Origin of the sequence: Paenibacillus mucilaginosus 3016, assembly GCF_000250655.1 — a bacterium.
Lineage (GTDB): Bacteria > Bacillota > Bacilli > Paenibacillales > NBRC-103111 > Paenibacillus_G > Paenibacillus_G mucilaginosus.
Map to the genome: position 1 here is coordinate 1,296,650 of NC_016935.1, position 16,086 is coordinate 1,312,735.

The 16,086-nt window shown below is 57.8% G+C and carries 12 protein-coding genes, 1 pseudogene and 1 riboswitch; of the genes and pseudogenes, 10 read left to right on the forward strand and 3 right to left on the reverse strand.

The genetic code is table 11. The features are described from left to right. The first annotated feature begins 12 nt into the window (after positions 1-12). Together trxA and uvrC are read left to right on the forward strand one after the other, a co-directional pair. Positions 13-330 carry a thioredoxin gene (gene trxA, locus PM3016_RS05920; RefSeq protein ID WP_013917446.1) on the forward strand — a complete coding sequence of 106 codons (318 nt, stop codon included), beginning with the start codon at positions 13-15 and terminating at the stop codon, positions 328-330. 168 nt (positions 331-498) lie between these two features. Further along, positions 499-2,511, forward strand: a complete 2,013-nt coding sequence (uvrC, locus tag PM3016_RS05925) for an excinuclease ABC subunit UvrC (RefSeq protein ID WP_013917447.1) — start codon at positions 499-501, stop codon at positions 2,509-2,511. Here the strand turns inward: uvrC and PM3016_RS05930 are convergent. After that, a complete protein-coding gene (locus PM3016_RS05930; RefSeq protein WP_014368744.1) occupies positions 2,447-4,129 on the reverse strand; it encodes a CPBP family intramembrane glutamic endopeptidase in 1,683 nt (560 codons plus the stop codon). The genes uvrC and PM3016_RS05930 overlap by 65 nt on opposite strands. 232 nt (positions 4,130-4,361) lie before the next feature. Continuing rightward, positions 4,362-4,506: riboswitch (cyclic di-AMP (ydaO/yuaA leader) on the forward strand. A gap of 74 nt (positions 4,507-4,580) precedes the next feature. Here PM3016_RS05930 and PM3016_RS05935 point away from each other — a divergent pair. The 3 genes from PM3016_RS05935 (at position 4,581) to PM3016_RS05945 (ending at position 7,908) form a co-directional block, all read left to right on the forward strand. Next, positions 4,581-5,933, forward strand: coding sequence for a TrkH family potassium uptake protein (locus tag PM3016_RS05935; protein WP_013917449.1), 1,353 nt, complete (start codon positions 4,581-4,583; stop codon positions 5,931-5,933). 14 nt (positions 5,934-5,947) lie between these two features. Beyond that, on the forward strand, positions 5,948-6,610 hold the full coding sequence (locus PM3016_RS05940; RefSeq protein WP_013917450.1) for a potassium channel family protein: 663 nt from the start codon (positions 5,948-5,950) through the stop codon (positions 6,608-6,610). Positions 6,611-6,678: 68 nt separating this feature from the next. Then, entirely contained in the window at positions 6,679-7,908 is a 1,230-nt protein-coding gene (locus PM3016_RS05945) for a cation:proton antiporter (RefSeq protein WP_014368745.1), read from the forward strand. Positions 7,909-7,967: 59 nt separating this feature from the next. Here the strand turns inward: PM3016_RS05945 and PM3016_RS05950 are convergent, their stop codons facing one another. Next, a complete protein-coding gene (locus PM3016_RS05950) occupies positions 7,968-8,879 on the reverse strand; it encodes a LysR family transcriptional regulator (RefSeq protein ID WP_014368746.1) in 912 nt (303 codons plus the stop codon). Between the two features lie 270 nt (positions 8,880-9,149). On the opposite strand from PM3016_RS05950, the gene PM3016_RS05955 reads away from it, so the two are divergent. The 5 genes from PM3016_RS05955 (at position 9,150) to PM3016_RS05975 (ending at position 14,793) form a co-directional block, all read left to right on the forward strand. Beyond that, complete coding sequence (locus tag PM3016_RS05955; RefSeq protein ID WP_014368747.1) at positions 9,150-9,806, forward strand: succinate dehydrogenase cytochrome b558 subunit; 657 nt, start codon at positions 9,150-9,152, stop codon at positions 9,804-9,806. 16 nt (positions 9,807-9,822) lie between these two features. Then, entirely contained in the window at positions 9,823-11,583 is a 1,761-nt protein-coding gene (sdhA, locus tag PM3016_RS05960) for a succinate dehydrogenase flavoprotein subunit (RefSeq protein WP_014368748.1), read from the forward strand. A 2-nt stretch (positions 11,584-11,585) separates the two neighbouring features. Continuing rightward, complete coding sequence (sdhB, locus tag PM3016_RS05965; protein WP_013917455.1) at positions 11,586-12,353, forward strand: succinate dehydrogenase iron-sulfur subunit; 768 nt, start codon at positions 11,586-11,588, stop codon at positions 12,351-12,353. A 177-nt stretch (positions 12,354-12,530) separates the two neighbouring features. Further along, positions 12,531-13,604, forward strand: coding sequence for a LacI family DNA-binding transcriptional regulator (locus PM3016_RS05970; RefSeq protein ID WP_013917456.1), 1,074 nt, complete (start codon positions 12,531-12,533; stop codon positions 13,602-13,604). 49 nt (positions 13,605-13,653) lie between these two features. After that, the gene (locus PM3016_RS05975) at positions 13,654-14,793 is read left to right on the forward strand and encodes a glycoside hydrolase family 88 protein (RefSeq protein ID WP_014368750.1); all 1,140 of its coding nucleotides are present in this window, start codon (positions 13,654-13,656) and stop codon (positions 14,791-14,793) included. A gap of 104 nt (positions 14,794-14,897) precedes the next feature. Here the strand turns inward: PM3016_RS05975 and PM3016_RS05980 are convergent. Then, positions 14,898-15,844 (reverse strand): annotated as a pseudogene (locus PM3016_RS05980) (cation diffusion facilitator family transporter). Positions 15,845-16,086 lie beyond the last annotated feature (242 nt).

The window sequence follows — 16,086 nt, forward strand, 5'->3', positions numbered from 1 at the left end:
GAGATTTGAACTATGGCTATCGTGAATGTATCTGACCAGTCCTTCGGCGCTGAAGTAGAAGGATCCGGTACGGTTCTTGTTGATTTTTGGGCTCCTTGGTGCGGACCGTGCAAAATGATCGCTCCTGTCCTCGAGGAGCTGGATAAAGAGATTGGCGAAAGCGTCAAAATCGCGAAAGTAAACGTGGACGACAACCCGGAATCCGCATCCCGCTTCGGCGTGATGAGCATCCCGACGCTGATCGTCTTCAAGGACGGCCAGCCGGTGGATAAGGTTGTCGGCTTCCAGTCCAAGGACGCGCTGAAGAACGTGCTGAGCCGCCATCAATAAGAGGCAGCGACGCATCTCGCCGTGATGACGAAAGTGTAAGGGAGCAAGGCTTGGCGCGATTTTACACTTTCTGAGTCATGAACCAAAGCTCTTTTTCTGCTATGCTGGGAAAAAGAGCTTTTTGCCGTTGTCCTCCGCGGACCGGCAGGGAAAGGGGAGAAACCGAAGATGACGACAACACAGGGGGAGCTGACTCCGGAGGAGCGCCGCAAGGTGCGGGAGAGCATCAAGAACAAGCTGGCGCTCGTACCGGAGCAGCCAGGCTGTTATTTGATGAAGAACCGCGACGGCAAGGTGATCTATGTCGGCAAGGCGAAGGTGCTGCGCAACCGGCTGCGGTCCTATTTTACCGGGAGCCATACGATCAAGACGCAGCTGCTCGTCAGCGAGATTGTTGACTTCGAATATATTGTAACCGCAAGCAACATGGAAGCTCTCATTCTGGAATGCAATCTGATCAAAAAGTACTATCCGCGTTATAACGTGCTGCTCAAGGACGACAAGTCCTTTCCCTATATCAAGATTACGAACGAGAAGCATCCGCGCCTCGAGGTGACCCGGCGGGTGGTGAAGGACAAGGGCAAGTATTTCGGCCCCTACCCGAACCCCTATGCGGCGAACATGACGATGAAGCTGCTCGAGCGCCTGTATCCGCTGCGCAAGTGCCGCACCCTGCCGGATAAAGTGTGTCTATATTACCATCTCGGTCAATGCGTCGCCCCCTGTGAGTATGAGGTAGAACAGGAGACCTATGACAAGATGGTCACGGAGATCGCGAAGTTCCTGAACGGCGGGCATAACGAGATCAAGAAGGAGCTCAGCCGGAAGATGCAGGAGGCGGCGGAGGAGCTGAACTTCGAACGGGCGAAGGAGCTGCGCGACCAGATCCAGCATATCGACACCGTCATGGAGAAGCAGAAGATCACGACGACGGATGCGACGGACCGGGACGTCTTCGGCTTCGCGGTCGAGAAGGGCTGGATGTGCGTTCAGATCCTCTACATGCGCCAGGGCAAGCTGATCGGACGCCATGCGTCGATGTTCCCCTACTACGGCGAGGCTTACGAGGATTTCCTGTCGTTCGTCACGCAGTACTACAGTGATAATCCGGCGCTGCCGAAGGAAGTGTTCCTGCCTTCGTGGGGCGAGGACGAGGCGGGGGCGGAAGGTGAAGCGGCCGCTGCGGCCGAGCGTGCGGAAGGGACCGGAACAGCCGAGGCCGCAGCCCCGCAGGGGGACGAGGAAGCCGCGCCGGAGTCGAAGAAGTACATCAAGGAAGCGCTCGAGAGCTGGCTGAAGGTCAAGGTTCATGTGCCGCGCCGCGGACTCAAGAAGAACATGGTCGACATGGCGAACGAGAATGCGAAGGTCGCGCTCGATGAGAAGTTCCGGCTGCTCGCCCGGGACGAGGAACGGACGGTGAAGGCCGTCGAGAATCTCGGCGAATATCTCGGCACGGGCACGGTCCGGCGCATCGAAGCGTTCGACAACTCGAACATCCAGGGCTCCGACCCGGTATCGGCGATGGTCGTCTTCACCGACGGCAAGCCGGACCGCAAGGAGTACCGCAAGTACAAAATCCGGACCGTACAGGGCCCGGACGACTACGAGACGATGCGGGAAGTGGTCCGCCGGCGGTATGAGCGCGTCCTGAAGGAAGGCCTGACGATGCCGGATCTCATCGTCATCGACGGCGGCCGGGGCCACCTGTCGGCTGCGGTCGATGTGCTTGAGAACGAGCTGGGTCTCTACATCCCGGTCTGCGGTCTCGTCAAGGACGCGAAGCACAAGACGGCCCAGCTCCTGATGGGCGACCCGGCCGAGGTGGTTCCGCTGCCGCGGGACAGCCAGGAGTTCTACCTGCTGCAGCGCATCCAGGAAGAGGTGCACCGCTTCGCGATTACGTTCCACCGGGAGACCCGGGCGAAGTCGATGGTCGTCTCGACGCTTGATTCGGTGCCGGGGATCGGCGAGAAGCGGCGCAAGGCGCTCCTGAAGCACTTCGGCTCGCTCAAAAAAATAAAAGAGGCTCAGCCCGAAGACTTTAAGCCTCTTGGTATTGGAGAAAAGCTGGCCTTGACCATCCTCCAGACCTTGAACGGGACGGAAGGGGAGGCTACGGCTGGGGAGCCGGAGGAAGCGGATCCGGCGGCAGCTCCAGGGGAGCACGCGGAGGCTTAAGCTTCGGCCCGAAGCGGGCGTGCAGCCAGGAGAGCAGCCAGCCTGCCAGAGCAGGTACGAGCAGGTATCCCGCTCCGATGGCGGTGTTCACGCTGCTGCCGGTGATCATCAGCGACAGGCCCATCAGGATGGAATCCATCGCCGCATGGGCGAAGATCGCCGTCAGGAAGCCGTAGCGCAGGAACACATAGCCGAAGATGAGGCCGATGACGGTCACTTCGATGAGCCGGGTGTACACCGGGTAGATCGGATACTGGGTGTGGCTCATCGCCCAGACGATGCTCGGCAGCAGGACGGCCAGGAAGCGGCTGCGCGTGACCGCCAGCACCAGGGCGATGCCGAGCAGGCGGTATACGGCCTCCTCCGAGATGGAGGCGGCCCAGGCCATCAGCGGGAAGATGCCGGGGACCCGCATGTTGTAGACGGAGTCGGCCGGGTCGCTCACGGCCCACACATCGAACAGCTCGGCGGCGGCGAAGAACATGACCTGCTGCAGGCCGAGCACGAACAGGCAGAAGAGGTACCCGCGGACCATGGCCGTACGGACGCTGTCCCCGAAGGAGACATCACTCCAGACCGGCCAGGGGTTCAGCCCTCTCCGCAGCCACAGCTGCCTGCCGGCCAGCAGGGACAGGTAAGTCGACACGGCCATGAACAGCACGAAGATGTTGACGAACCAGAGGTAGAAGACAGCCTGGGGTTCGGACGGTCCGCTGCCGTGCTCGGTACGGAAGGCCGGAAGCATGTTGAAGTTGTTGAGCACGTAGACTCCGGCGAAGATCAGGGTCAGGATCAGCCCGCGGCCGAACCGGATGTCGCGGCGCCCGCGGATGACCAGGATGAAGGCGGTCAGGGTCATCACGGTGGACAGGCCCATCGAAATCCAGGTCATCAGGGAGGCCCTGTCATCCTGGGCGTTCTTCCAGGCGGTGAAGGTGTCAGGAACAGGAAACTCGGGACGGAACAAGGTGATCCGGCCCCGGGTTTCTTTGACGTGCAGTTCGAGGGGCGCGGAGCCGATGGAGTCCTCCTTGCTCCGGTAGATCCGGAGCGTATTGGGACCGGTCGCATCCGAGCCGCCCGAAACCAGTGCAAACGTATCGGGGGCATATCCTTGGTCGGCCATGGTTTTTCGGATCACCGCCTCGGCATCCGGAGCGGGTTCCGAGAAGACGCCTTCACTGCGGGCTGTGGCCGAACGGCCGGTTTCCCAGCCGATGATGCGCCGGTTCGTATAGTTCACCTGGATGTAATGCGTCAGTCCGGTGCCGGGCTCGCCGATTTCGACCTCATAGAACTCCAGAGGCAGCTTCTCCCCGAAGCGTTTCTGATAGTCGTCGTACAGCCGCTCTTTTTGCAGGTACCCGCTGCGCTCCTTGACGGCCTGATAGATGACGATAGTTTCAGGCTCCGCGGCCGTCAGGCCCAGATGTTCCCGGGCAAAGCCCAGCGCCGCGCCTGCAGCCTGTTCCTTCGTAACGGAGGGAACGCCCTCGGTCACCTCCTCCATGCGTTCGGCATCTTCCATATAGGGGCTGAGCAGGTTCACGCCAAAATAGAGTAGGCATCCGATGACGGCCAGCAGCAGAAGGGACGGCTCCTTGAATCGCTTGGACATGGTCAGCTCCTTCTTGGACAGGAATGGATGAGGTATATTATATTCTTCTAAATTAGCATACATGCTTCTGCGAAATCCAATGATTTCAAGAGCATGCGTTGGAAAACAGGTGATTGGGAGAGCGTCAATAGGTAGATAACGCTTACAAACAGCCTTTCCAGGGGATTATCGTGACTTTTAGGTGAATTAGGGCTTTGTGCTGCGGGGGAAAGAGGATTATAATTCAAATCAATTGAATAACAAGCCGAATTTCTTAATGAAAACGGGGGAACCATGAGTTTAGGGGTGAATTCATCCAAGCCGCATATGGCTGGATGATAGGGTGCCTGTACATCCGAATCCGTCAGCTAACCTCGTAGGCTTTGTTACAGGAACCTATTTTTTGGCATTGGGTTTCCAGTGTCTTTTTTTTGTGCAAAAATCCTGATTTAAGAACCGAGGTGTTCGTTATTTGAAGCCAGCCGCCAAGAAATTCGAGCTGAAGCCGCCGCAAATTCTGGTACTCGGATTCGCAGCCATCATTCTGATCGGCTCTATTCTCCTGTCGCTGCCTGTGGCCTCAGCCAGCGGTCAGCCGACGCCGTTCCTCGATGCGCTGTTTACCGCGACCTCAGCTACCTGTGTAACGGGGCTGGTCGTAGTCGATACGGGTACCCATTGGTCCGTTTTCGGGCAAATCGTCATCATTCTGCTGATCCAGGTCGGTGGACTGGGCTTCATGACCATGGCGACGCTCTTCGCCTTTGTGCTGAAGAAGCGGATCTCGCTGAAGGAGCGGCTGATTCTTCAGGAGGCCATGAATCAGGGCTCGATGGAAGGGATCGTCCGGCTGATCCGCAAGGTGATCCGGTATTCGCTTACGATCGAGGCGATCGCCGCTGTCATTTTCTCGATCCGCTGGTCCTTTGACTTGGGGGTGTCACGGGGGATCTATTATGGGATTTTTCATGCGATTTCCTTCTTTAATAATGCAGGCTTCGATCTGTTCGGATCGGTGACGGGCAAATTCAGTTCCCTCACAGCCTATGCGGACGACTGGGTGATTAACCTGGTTTCGATGATGTTAATTATTCTTGGGGGTCTCGGGTTTGTCGTGATCTCCGATTTGATTGAATTCAAGACAGTGAAGAAGCTGTCTCTGCACTCTAAGGTCGTGCTGAGCGCTACCGGTATACTGATCGGCGTAGGCACGATTGTCATCTTCGTGTTCGAACTGACGAACATGAAGACGCTGGGCCCGCTGAGCTGGTCCGGCAAGTTCCTCGCCTCCCTGTTCCAATCAGTGTCTCCGAGGACGGCGGGAGCCAATTCGGTCGATATCGCGGGGCTGCGGCAGGCGACGCAGTTTTTCATCATCATCCTGATGTTCATCGGCGCTTCGCCGGGGTCCACCGGAGGCGGGATCAAAACGACTACCTTCACCACCCTGGTGGGAGCCATTGTCGCGATGATCCGCGGCAAGGAGGACATTGTGCTCTTCCATTACAGGCTCGGCAAGGACCGCATTCTCAAAGCCATCACGCTCACGATGATCGCGCTGTTCCTGGTGATCTTCGTAACGATGCTTCTCAGCACCACCGAGGATCATTCTTTCCTCATGATCTTGTTTGAAGTGACTTCCGCCTTCGGTACGGTGGGTCTCTCGATGGGGCTGACGCCGGATCTGACGGAGTTCGGCAAAGTGATGATCGCCCTGACGATGTTCGCCGGACGTCTCGGCCCGCTGACCCTTGCATATGCGCTCGGACCTAAGGCTGAGAAGGAGCTGTACCGTTACCCGGAAGGTAAAATTACGATTGGATAGGGGAACAACAACACATGAAACGCAGCCAATACGCTGTCATCGGACTGGGCCGCTTCGGCTCCTCCGTAGCAATGGAACTCATGAAGCTTGGCTATGAGGTGCTCGGCATCGATAAGGATGAGGAGTCTGTCGAGGAGATGGCTGACAAGCTGACCCATGTCGTCGTAGCCGACGCTACCGATGAAGAGGTGCTCCGGTCGCTGGGGATCCGCAACTTCGATTGTGTCGTCGTGTCGATCGGGGATGACATCCAGTCAAGCATTCTCACGGCCATTCTGCTAAAGGATATCGGTGTGGGCAATGTCGTGGCCAAGGCGCTATCGGAGCTCCATGGCAAAGTATTGAGCAAGATTGGTGTGGACCGGGTCATCTATCCGGAACGCGATATGGGCATCCGGGTGGCGCACCAGCTCGTCTCGCCGAATCTGCTCGATTATATCGAGCTTTCGAAGGAGTATACCATTGCCGAGCTGGCGGTGCCGCGATGTCTGTCCGGCCGCTCGCTGAAAGAGCTCGATACGCGGGCGCGTTATGGCTGCAGTGTGGTGGCGATTAACAAGAAGGACGGCGTGATCATCGCGCCGACGGCAACGGATACGGTGGAAGAGAAGGATATTATGGTCATCATCGGAACGAACCAGCAGATCGAGACCTTCGAGAATGCGGTCATCCGTTAATGGCTTCTTCCTAATGGGACCCCTTATGGACCGTACCGATCAATTACTAAACTGATGGGATGAGGAAGATGGAACAAGGCGTTTCATTGGAACACGTGCTGTACCTGCTCGTCATCATCCTGCTGACCGGCATGCTGGTGGGACGTCTCTCCGGTCTGCTGAAGCTCCCGGACGTGGCTCTGTTCCTGATTGCCGGAATTGTGCTGGGTCCGCTGCTGCACTGGATTCATGAGCCGAGCAGTTCCTTCACGAACCAGTTCATCCTGACCGTGGGATCTACCTTGATCCTCTTCGACGGAGGACGGAATATCCGTCTTGCCGGCCTGAAGAAGGTATGGCTCACGCTCACGCTGCTTAGTATCCCGGGAGTTCTGATTACCTGCGCGATTGTCGCGGCCGCTTCACACTGGCTGCTTCATCTGCCGTGGATGTATGCGCTGCTGCTGGGCGCGATCATTTCGTCGACCGATCCGGCGACGCTGATTCCGGTATTCAAGCAGGTAAGGGTTCGGACGAAGGTCAGGGAGACGGTCGAGAGCGAATCCGCCTTCAACGATGCGACAGGATCGATTCTCACGTTCACTCTGCTTGGTGCTCTGACCGGAGGGGGAGCGATCTCCCTTGGCGATTCGGTGAAGGAGTTTTTGATCACCGCTCTCGGCGGGATCGGCGCCGGTGTCTTGATCGGTCTCGCGCTTGCCTTCTTGACGGTGCACCGAAAGTTTGGGTTCCTCCGGGACTATGCGGGAATCGTTATGCTTGTAACGGCTGCAGGCGCATATCTCGCAGGGGATCTGCTCCATGTGAGCGGTTTTATGGCGACATTCACGGCTGGACTGATCTGGGGGAATGCCGAGCTGTTCGGGCTGGATTTCGCCGATCGGAAGCAGGAACTGCATCATGTGGCGGAGAACCTTACGGTGCTCCTTCGGATGCTGATCTTTGTCCTCCTTGGAAGCCAGGTCGACTTTGGGGTGATCGGGGAGTATCTCGTGCCGAGTCTTGGCGTGATCGCCATCTTCATGCTGATCGCAAGGCCGATGACCGTGCTCTTATGTGCTCTTCCGGACACGCGTGCGAAATGGGAGCGCAATGAACTGCTCTTCATGTTCTGGGTGCGCGAGACCGGCGTCATCCCGGCGGCCTTGTCCGGCATGGTGGTGGGGATGGGCATCGCCCACGCGGACATCATCGCGTCGGTGACCTTCCTCGCCGTGCTTGTCACGATCCTGCTGCAGGCCGGGACGACCGCCTATGCGGCCAGGCGGCTGGGTCTCGAAGAGAAGGCGGAGCCTTAGGCTCCGCCTTCTCTCTATATAATAGAAGAAACATTATGGCTGCCGGCAGCGGCAGGCGATCAGCTGGAGGAACTTCCGCCCTCGGAGCGGAAATGATGCACCGCATGGTCGATGAAACGGCGGATGGACGGCTCCAGAACGGCTTCCTCTATGAAGAGCAGGGAAGTCGTTCTTTTCGTTTGTTCCAGCTCGGGGATGTATCTCACGGTGACCTCGTTGTCCGCCAGCCAGTTGTGCCGCAGGTAGGATTCGGGCAGAAGCGTGGCCGCCTTACAGGTGGAGACCAGCCGGATGATGGCCTCGAAGGAGTCGATCTCCATCTTGACGTCGGGATGCACCTCGTACCGGTGGAACATCTCGTCCATGAGCACGCGGTACCACGTGCCGCGGGAGAAGAGGATCATCGGCAGTTCGTGGAGGTCGCGGATGTCGACCTCCTCCTTGTCCTGCAGCGGATGGACCTCGGGCAGGACGAGGCAGAGATGGTCGTCGAACAGCGGCACACAGGTCAGCGCGGGATCCGACATTTGGGAGGCGACCAGTCCGATGTCGACCTTCTTCTCCTTGACGAGCGGGACGATCTCATGCGTCTTGCCGGTCACGGCTTTGATATCCGTATGCGGGTAAGCCTGCGTATAGATCGTGATGAGCTCCGGCAGGGTGGACTGCAGCGTCGTGAGCGAGGCGCCGATAATAATGCTGGCGGGCTTGCTGTCGGTGGAATAAGCCTGCAGGGCCTGGCGGAGCTTGCGCTCAAGGCGCTTCTGCTCGATCGCATACTCGTAGCAGATCTCGCCGGCCCGGGTGAGCTCCAGCCGTTTGCCCTTGCGTTTGAAGAGCGCAACCCCGAGCTCTTCTTCGAGCCGCATGATTTTGCGGGAGAGGGCGGGCTGCGAGATGTTCAGGAGCAGGGAGGCTTTGTTCAGGCTCTGCTGCTCGACGACGGCCGCGAATTCGATAAGATGTTCCATGGGACGGAGACCCCTTTTTATGAGAATAGTTATGCGCACCGGTTATAAGGCGATATAAATAATCTGCACTTCCATTATAAGCGAAACGGGAGTAGTATGGTATTGTCACGACATGTTCACAAAAATTGCCGCGAACTGCATAAAAGATTGTCGATTCATGGAAAATAAGATGGGGTTTCTCGGTTGACGCTCTATGTATGCGGGAGTACAATGGTAAATGGTTTTGACGAATCGGTGACAAGCCTTATCTTGAGGGGGGAACGGATTGTAATGTTTAAAAACTCGTATTATTCTCGAAAGCTGCATTCATTGTTGGGTGTTATCCCGGTCGGTTTCTTCCTGATCGAGCACCTGCTGACGAATTACTCAGCGTTCAAGGGCGGGCACGAGGGATTCCTGGAGCACGTCGAATGGCTTCACGGTCTTCCGCTCGTGCTTGTGCTTGAGATCTTCGGGATCTGGATTCCACTGGCCTACCACGCCATCTACGGATTGTATGTGGCTTACACCGCCCGCAACAACGTGAATAACTACGGTTACTTCCGTAACCAGATGTTCTTCCTGCAGCGCGTAACCGGTGTCATTACCTTCATCTTCGTGGCGTTCCACTTCTTCCAGACGCGGTTCCAGATTACACTCGGGAATGTGGCGCAGGAAGCGATCGGCGTGCAGATGCATCACATTGCTACCGACACCGTCAACTTCGTATTCTACTGTATCGGCATCGTTGCTGCCGTGTTCCACTTCAGCAACGGGATGTGGTCGTTCCTCGTCAGCTGGGGCGTTACGGTAGGTCCTCGGGCACAGCGCGTCTCCACTTACGTGTGGATGGGTGTGTTCGTAATCATGTCTATTATGTTCATTCTGTCTCTGACGGCCTTCACGGATCCGCAGTTCCAGCAAGTGCCGCAGACGGCAACGCATTAAGGGGGAACGGACAATCATGGCGAATTCTAAAATTATCGTAGTCGGTGGAGGCCTGGCAGGCTTGATGGCGACCATCAAAGCAGCAGAGGCCGGCGTTCACGTCGACCTGTTCTCCTTGGTACCGGTTAAACGTTCTCACTCCGTCTGTGCTCAGGGCGGCATCAACGGTGCCGTCAACACCAAAGGGGAAGGCGACTCGCCTTGGGAGCACTTCGACGATACTGTATACGGGGGCGACTTCCTTGCGAACCAGCCGCCGGTTAAAGCCATGTGCGAAGCCGCACCGGGCATCATCCATCTTATGGACCGGATGGGCGTTATGTTCAACCGTACGCCGGAAGGTCTCCTGGATTTCCGCCGTTTCGGGGGCACGAAGCACCACCGTACCGCGTTCGCAGGCGCAACCACCGGCCAGCAGCTGCTGTACGCGCTCGATGAGCAGGTACGCCGCTGGGAGACCGCGGGTCTCGTCAAGAAGTACGAGCACTGGGAGTTCCTCGGCGCGGTTCTCGATGACGACGGCGTATGCCGCGGGATCGCAGGGCAGGATCTGCGAAGCATGGAAGTCAATACCTTCAAGGCCGATGCGGTCATCCTGGCTACCGGGGGCCCCGGCATCATTTTCGGCAAGACGACGAACTCCGTCATCAACACCGGTACGGCAGCGAGTGCCGTGTACCAGCAGGGTGTGCACTATGCCAACGGCGAGTTCATCCAGATTCACCCTACGGCGATCCCGGGCGACGACAAGCTGCGCCTGATGTCCGAATCCGCACGGGGCGAAGGCGGCCGCGTATGGACGTACAAGGACGGCAAGCCGTGGTACTTCCTGGAAGAGAAATATCCGGCGTACGGCAACCTCGTACCGCGTGATATTGCAACACGTGAGATTTTTGCGGTCTGCGTAGACATGAAGCTCGGCGTCAACGGCGAGAACATGGTTTACCTCGACCTGTCGCATAAGGATCCGAAGGAGCTCGACGTGAAGCTCGGCGGGATCATTGAGATCTACGAGAAGTTCATGGGCGACGACCCGCGCAAGATTCCGATGAAGATTTTCCCTGCGGTACACTATTCGATGGGCGGCATGTGGGTCGACTACAACCAGATGACGAACATCCCGGGCCTCTTCGCCTGCGGCGAGTGCGAATACCAGTACCACGGTGCGAACCGTCTCGGTGCGAACTCCCTGCTGTCCGCGATCTTCGGCGGAATGGTTACCGGTCCGAAAGCGATCGAGTACATCCGTGGACTCGACAAGTCGGCCGATGACATCTCCTCCTCCGTATTCGACCGTTACGGCAAGCTGCACACGGACAAGTACGAAGGCATCCTGAATATGGACGGCAAAGAGAATGCATACGTGCTCGGTAAAGAGCTCGGCGAATGGATGACCGATAACATGACGGTTGTTCGTTATAACAAGAAGCTCGAGCAGACGATCGACAAGATCAACGAGCTCAAGCAGCGCTACAAGAACATCAATATCAACGACTCCGCGCGCTACAACAACCCTGGTGTGGCGTACACCCGCCAGCTGTGGAACATGCTCGAGCTCGCGCATGCGATGACGCTCGGCGCCCTGCTGCGGAACGAAAGCCGCGGAGCCCACTACAAGCCGGAGTTCCCTGAGCGCAACGACGAGCAGTTCCTGAAGACGACCAAGGCGGCATGGACGGCCGAAGGCCCGCAAATTTCGTACGAAGAAGTCGACGTGTCTCTCATTGCACCGCGTAAGCGTGACTATACGACCGATAAGAAGAAGGGAGGTCATTAATCATGGCCGAAGCAACCGCAACTGCAAGCAGGAAGGTTAAATTCATCGTCACCCGCCAGGATTCCGCGGACGGCAAGTCCTACACCGAGGAATTCGAAGTGCCTTACCGCCCCAACATGAACGTCATCTCGGCGCTGATGGAAATTCAGCGTAATCCGGTGAACGCTTCGGGCAAAACAACGACGCCGGTATGCTGGGAATCGAACTGCCTTGAGGAAGTATGCGGCGCCTGCTCCATGGTTATTAACGGCAAGCCGCGCCAGGCGTGCTCCGCGCTCGTCGACAAGCTCGAGCAGCCGATCCGCATTGCTCCGATGTCCACGTTCCCTGTCGTGCGTGACCTTGTCATCAACCGGGAGCGTATGTTCTCCGCGCTGAAGAAGGTCAAAGCATGGATCCCGATCGACGGTACGTACGATCTCGGTCCGGGGCCGCGTATGGCGGAAGCGAAGCGCCAATGGGCTTACGAGCTGTCGAAGTGCATGACCTGCGGTGTCTGCCTGGAGTCCTGTCCGAATGTCAACGACAAGACGGACTTCATCGGACCTGCGGCCGTATCGCAGGTGCGTCTGTTCAACGCTCACCCGACAGGGGAGATGAACGCGCACGAGCGTCTCGAGGCGCTGATGGAAGACGGCGGGATCGAGGGCTGCGGCAACTCGCAGAACTGCGTGCGTTCCTGCCCGAAGGGCATTCCGCTGACGACCTCCATCGCAGCGATGAACCTCGATACGACGAAGCATCTGTTCAAGAAATGGCTCGGCATGTAACTGGTCTTATCCGGCTTCTCTTCACTGCGGCAGCAGGGAAGGGAAGCTTTTTTCGTAGCGGCTTCAAAAAGCATTGACGGGTAGAAATGGAGAAGGTACAATGTGTTTAAACGTTTCAATCAACAGGATGAAGGATTATTTCGTTCATTTCATTAAGGAAAAGGGGTTGTGGGTGACATGAGCAGAAAACGCCAGATTACTATCGTAGACCTTGCCGAAGCGGCTGGCGTTTCGATCGCAACGGTCTCGAATGTGCTCAACCGCCGGAATGTCCCGATGTCCGAGGAGACGATCCGCAAGGTAGAGGAAGCCGCAGAGCAGCTCGGCTACCGCCGCAACGTCATGGCGGCCAGTCTCAGCCGGCGCAAGTCCTACGAGCTCGGCATGCTGGTGCCCGGTTTCGGCGGCTATTACGGCCGTTTCGCCGAGGAGATGCAGCGCATGGCCCACCTGCACGGCTACCACTTGTCCGTGTTCTCGGCTGCCGGGTTCGACCCGGAGATCGAGAAGCGGCATCTCGACGTGCTGCTGCAGCGCCGGGTCGACGGCCTCTTCTGCCACGGCCTTGCCATGTCACAGGACGCGACACGGCAGATTGTCCGCGACGGGACACCGCTCGTGCTGTTCAACGGCTGGGGCTGGCCGGGCGATATCGCCATCGGGGCCGTCAATCTCGACTTTGCCGGCGGCGTGGAGGCGGCTGTGCTGCATCTCTATGAGAGCGGCTGCCGGCGGATTTATTACCTCAGCCGGCCGGAAGCGCACGCGGTGGACGCGCAGCGCCGGCTCGGGTTCCAGGCGGGGCTCGCCCGGCTCCCGGAGCAGGTAGAGTCCGGTATTCTCGAGACGCAGCGGTACCCCGGGTCTGTTGAAGAAGCTGTGGACGGGATTGGAAAGCTCGGTGCGGGTGAGGGACCGGTCGGCATGATCGGTTTCGATGACTTCACGGCGTTCACCTTCATGTCGGCCGTCCAGAGCCAGGGACTCCGGGTGCCGCAGGATTACAAGATCATCGGCATCAACAATGATCCGCTGTCTGCGCTCTGCTATCCGGGACTGTCGACGCTGGACATTCCTTACAACGATCAGGCGAAGCTTGCGATGGAGCTCATGCTTCAGAAGCTCGGCGGCAAAGAAGCGGAAGGGGAAGAAGGTCAGCCGCCTCAGGCGGAGGAGAAGAACGACGCTGCCGATACCCCGGAGATCCGTATTCCGCTGCAGCTCATGGCCCGCTTGTCCACCCAGCCTTAGGTGAAATGATGAACAGTCCCATCCCAATCCGAAGAGGAGTGTCCGGCTAATGACCTTGTGGCAGCAGGCCATCGAAGATGCGGTAGGGAAGACAAGAGAGAATATCAACCGGTTTGGCGACAAATTCCCTCATGTAGGCGCAGGAGACAAGTACATTCTGAACGACAATACGGACTGGACCGAGGGCTTCTGGTCCGGTATGCTCTGGCTGTGCTACGAATACTCGGGCGATGCAGCGTTCCGGCAGGCCGCAGGCCGTACGGTCGACAGCTTCCGCCGCCGGCTGGATCAGAACCGCGTGCTTGATCACCATGATATCGGCTTCCTGTACTCGCTCTCGGCCAAAGCCCAGTGGCTGATCGAGGGGGACGAAGAGGCCAGGAAGCTTACGCTGGAGGCAGCCGATGTGCTCATGCGGCGTTGGCGTCCCCAGGGCGGCTTCATCCAGGCCTGGGGAGAAGAAGGGGACCCGCACAACGGGGGCCGGATCATCATCGACTGCATGATGAATCTGCCGCTGCTGTATTGGGCTTACGGGCAGACGGGGGAAGAGAAGTACCGTAACGTCGCCGTCATCCATGCGGATAAATCCCGTCGCTTCCTCGTCCGGGGGGACGACTCATCGTATCACACGTTCTACTTCGATCCGCAGAACGGTGATTCGATCCGCGGCGGAACGGCCCAAGGCTACCGGGACGGCTCCACTTGGACGCGCGGGCAGGCCTGGGGCATCTACGGCTTTGCCTTGTCCTACCGTTACACGAAGAACCCTCTGTATCTCGAGACCTCCCGCCGGCTGGCCCGCTTCTTCTACGAGCATCTGCCCGAGGACAGCGTAGCGTACTGGGACTTCGATGCGCCGGTGAACGGAGAGACGCGGCGCGACAGCTCCGCTTCGGCCATTGCCGCAGCCGGCACCATCGAGCTGCTCGCGCATCTGGACGGTACGCATCCGGACCGCGCCTACTTCGAGGCGGCCCTGCAGCGTTCGGTCACCTCGCTCGTGGAGAACTACTCCACGATGGGCCGGCCCGACGCCGAAGGTCTGCTGCTGCACGGCTCTTACAGCGTACGCGAGAACAAGTCGCCGGACGACTATATGAGCTGGGGCGATTACTTCTATCTGGAGACGCTGCTCCGGCTGGAGCGGGGCATTCCCGGGTACTGGTACGAACGGGGACAGGACTGATTCATTCCTTATTGATATAGGTTAGATGCATGGCCATAACACCCTTTCTCCGGCCGGGCGCCGGGGAAAGGGTGTTTGACTTGTGGGGACCAGGGAGGAATGCCTCAAGAGAAGGACTGGCCTTCTTCCTTGCTGCGAAGGAATTCTCTGCCATAGTCACCGTGCGGATGGATTGTCGCATGCTCCGTTTGGATGGTGGAATGCTCGATGCCGAATTTCTCCTTGAGGGTCTCGTTGATGGCGAGGATGATGCAGAAAGGCTGCACTTTTTCGTCTACGAAGACATGGGCGGTCAGCGAGTAATGGTCGCTCGATACGGCCCACAGGTGCATTTCATGCACGTCTTCGACGCCTTCCACGTTCCCGATGGCCGAACGGATCTCATCGAGATTGAAGCGGTCAGAACGGATTCCATCAGAATAAGATAGGACTCCTTCAGAATCTTGACGCCGCCGGCGAAGATGATGCCGCCGATCAGCATACTGACCAGGGGATCGACCCACTGCAGGCCTGTAAAATAAATGACGACTGCCGATACGATGACACCGGCGGAGCTGAGCAGATCGCCGATGAAGTGCCACAAGGCGCTCTGGATATTGAGATTCTCTTCTTCCTTCATGCTGCGGCTGAGGACGAGCGTCAAGGTCAGATTCACCAGAAACCCGATGGAGGCGATGGCCAGCATCAGCTTGAAATCGATCGTCTGCGGCTCGATGAACCGGCGTCCACCCTCGATGAAGATGCCGATGGCGATGACGGCGAGAGCCAGCCCGTTCAGGAACGAGGCGATAATCTCGAAGCGCAGATAGCCGAACGTGAACTGGGCGTTGGGCGGACGCGAGGCGAGATAGATGGCGGTCATGCTCAGCCCGAGGGCAATGACGTCCGAGATCATATGAGCCGAATCCGAGAGGAGGGCGAGCGAGTTGGAGAGCAGGCCGCCGACGATCTCCACGACCGTGAAGAAAGCCGTGAGGAGCAGCGTAATCCATAAGGTTTTCTTGGAACGGGACTGTTCCTTGACATGGTGCAGATGATGGTAGTCGTACATGGGATCACCGACCTTTCCTACAGTGTATTCTCCGGAGGTCCATGCTGTATGTTGTCCGGATGACGGGATAAGCCCGGTATCTTCTAGCAGACATCACTAGAGAAAATAGAGGGGCTGTATGTCTCGGATTATACGTCAAGCCTGAAATTTTGGCAAATACTTTAATTGATAGCGATTTTCAGCGATTTGATAGTGATTTTCATTATGATGATAAGTTTTATCAAAGATTTGAAAGTATTTCT

What these genes read in the sequence shown, in the direction of transcription:
- trxA (WP_013917446.1), top strand. Translation starts at nt 13, where the DNA reads ATGGCTATCGTGAATGTATCTGACCAGTCCTTCGGCGCTGAAGTAGAA.
- uvrC (WP_013917447.1), top strand. Translation starts at nt 499, where the DNA reads ATGACGACAACACAGGGGGAGCTGACTCCGGAGGAGCGCCGCAAGGTG.
- PM3016_RS05930 (WP_014368744.1), bottom strand. Translation starts at nt 4,129, where the DNA reads ATGTCCAAGCGATTCAAGGAGCCGTCCCTTCTGCTGCTGGCCGTCATC.
- PM3016_RS05940 (WP_013917450.1), top strand. Translation starts at nt 5,948, where the DNA reads ATGAAACGCAGCCAATACGCTGTCATCGGACTGGGCCGCTTCGGCTCC.
- PM3016_RS05945 (WP_014368745.1), top strand. Translation starts at nt 6,679, where the DNA reads ATGGAACAAGGCGTTTCATTGGAACACGTGCTGTACCTGCTCGTCATC.
- PM3016_RS05950 (WP_014368746.1), bottom strand. Translation starts at nt 8,879, where the DNA reads ATGGAACATCTTATCGAATTCGCGGCCGTCGTCGAGCAGCAGAGCCTG.
- PM3016_RS05955 (WP_014368747.1), top strand. Translation starts at nt 9,150, where the DNA reads ATGTTTAAAAACTCGTATTATTCTCGAAAGCTGCATTCATTGTTGGGT.
- sdhA (WP_014368748.1), top strand. Translation starts at nt 9,823, where the DNA reads ATGGCGAATTCTAAAATTATCGTAGTCGGTGGAGGCCTGGCAGGCTTG.
- sdhB (WP_013917455.1), top strand. Translation starts at nt 11,586, where the DNA reads ATGGCCGAAGCAACCGCAACTGCAAGCAGGAAGGTTAAATTCATCGTC.
- PM3016_RS05970 (WP_013917456.1), top strand. Translation starts at nt 12,531, where the DNA reads ATGAGCAGAAAACGCCAGATTACTATCGTAGACCTTGCCGAAGCGGCT.
- PM3016_RS05975 (WP_014368750.1), top strand. Translation starts at nt 13,654, where the DNA reads ATGACCTTGTGGCAGCAGGCCATCGAAGATGCGGTAGGGAAGACAAGA.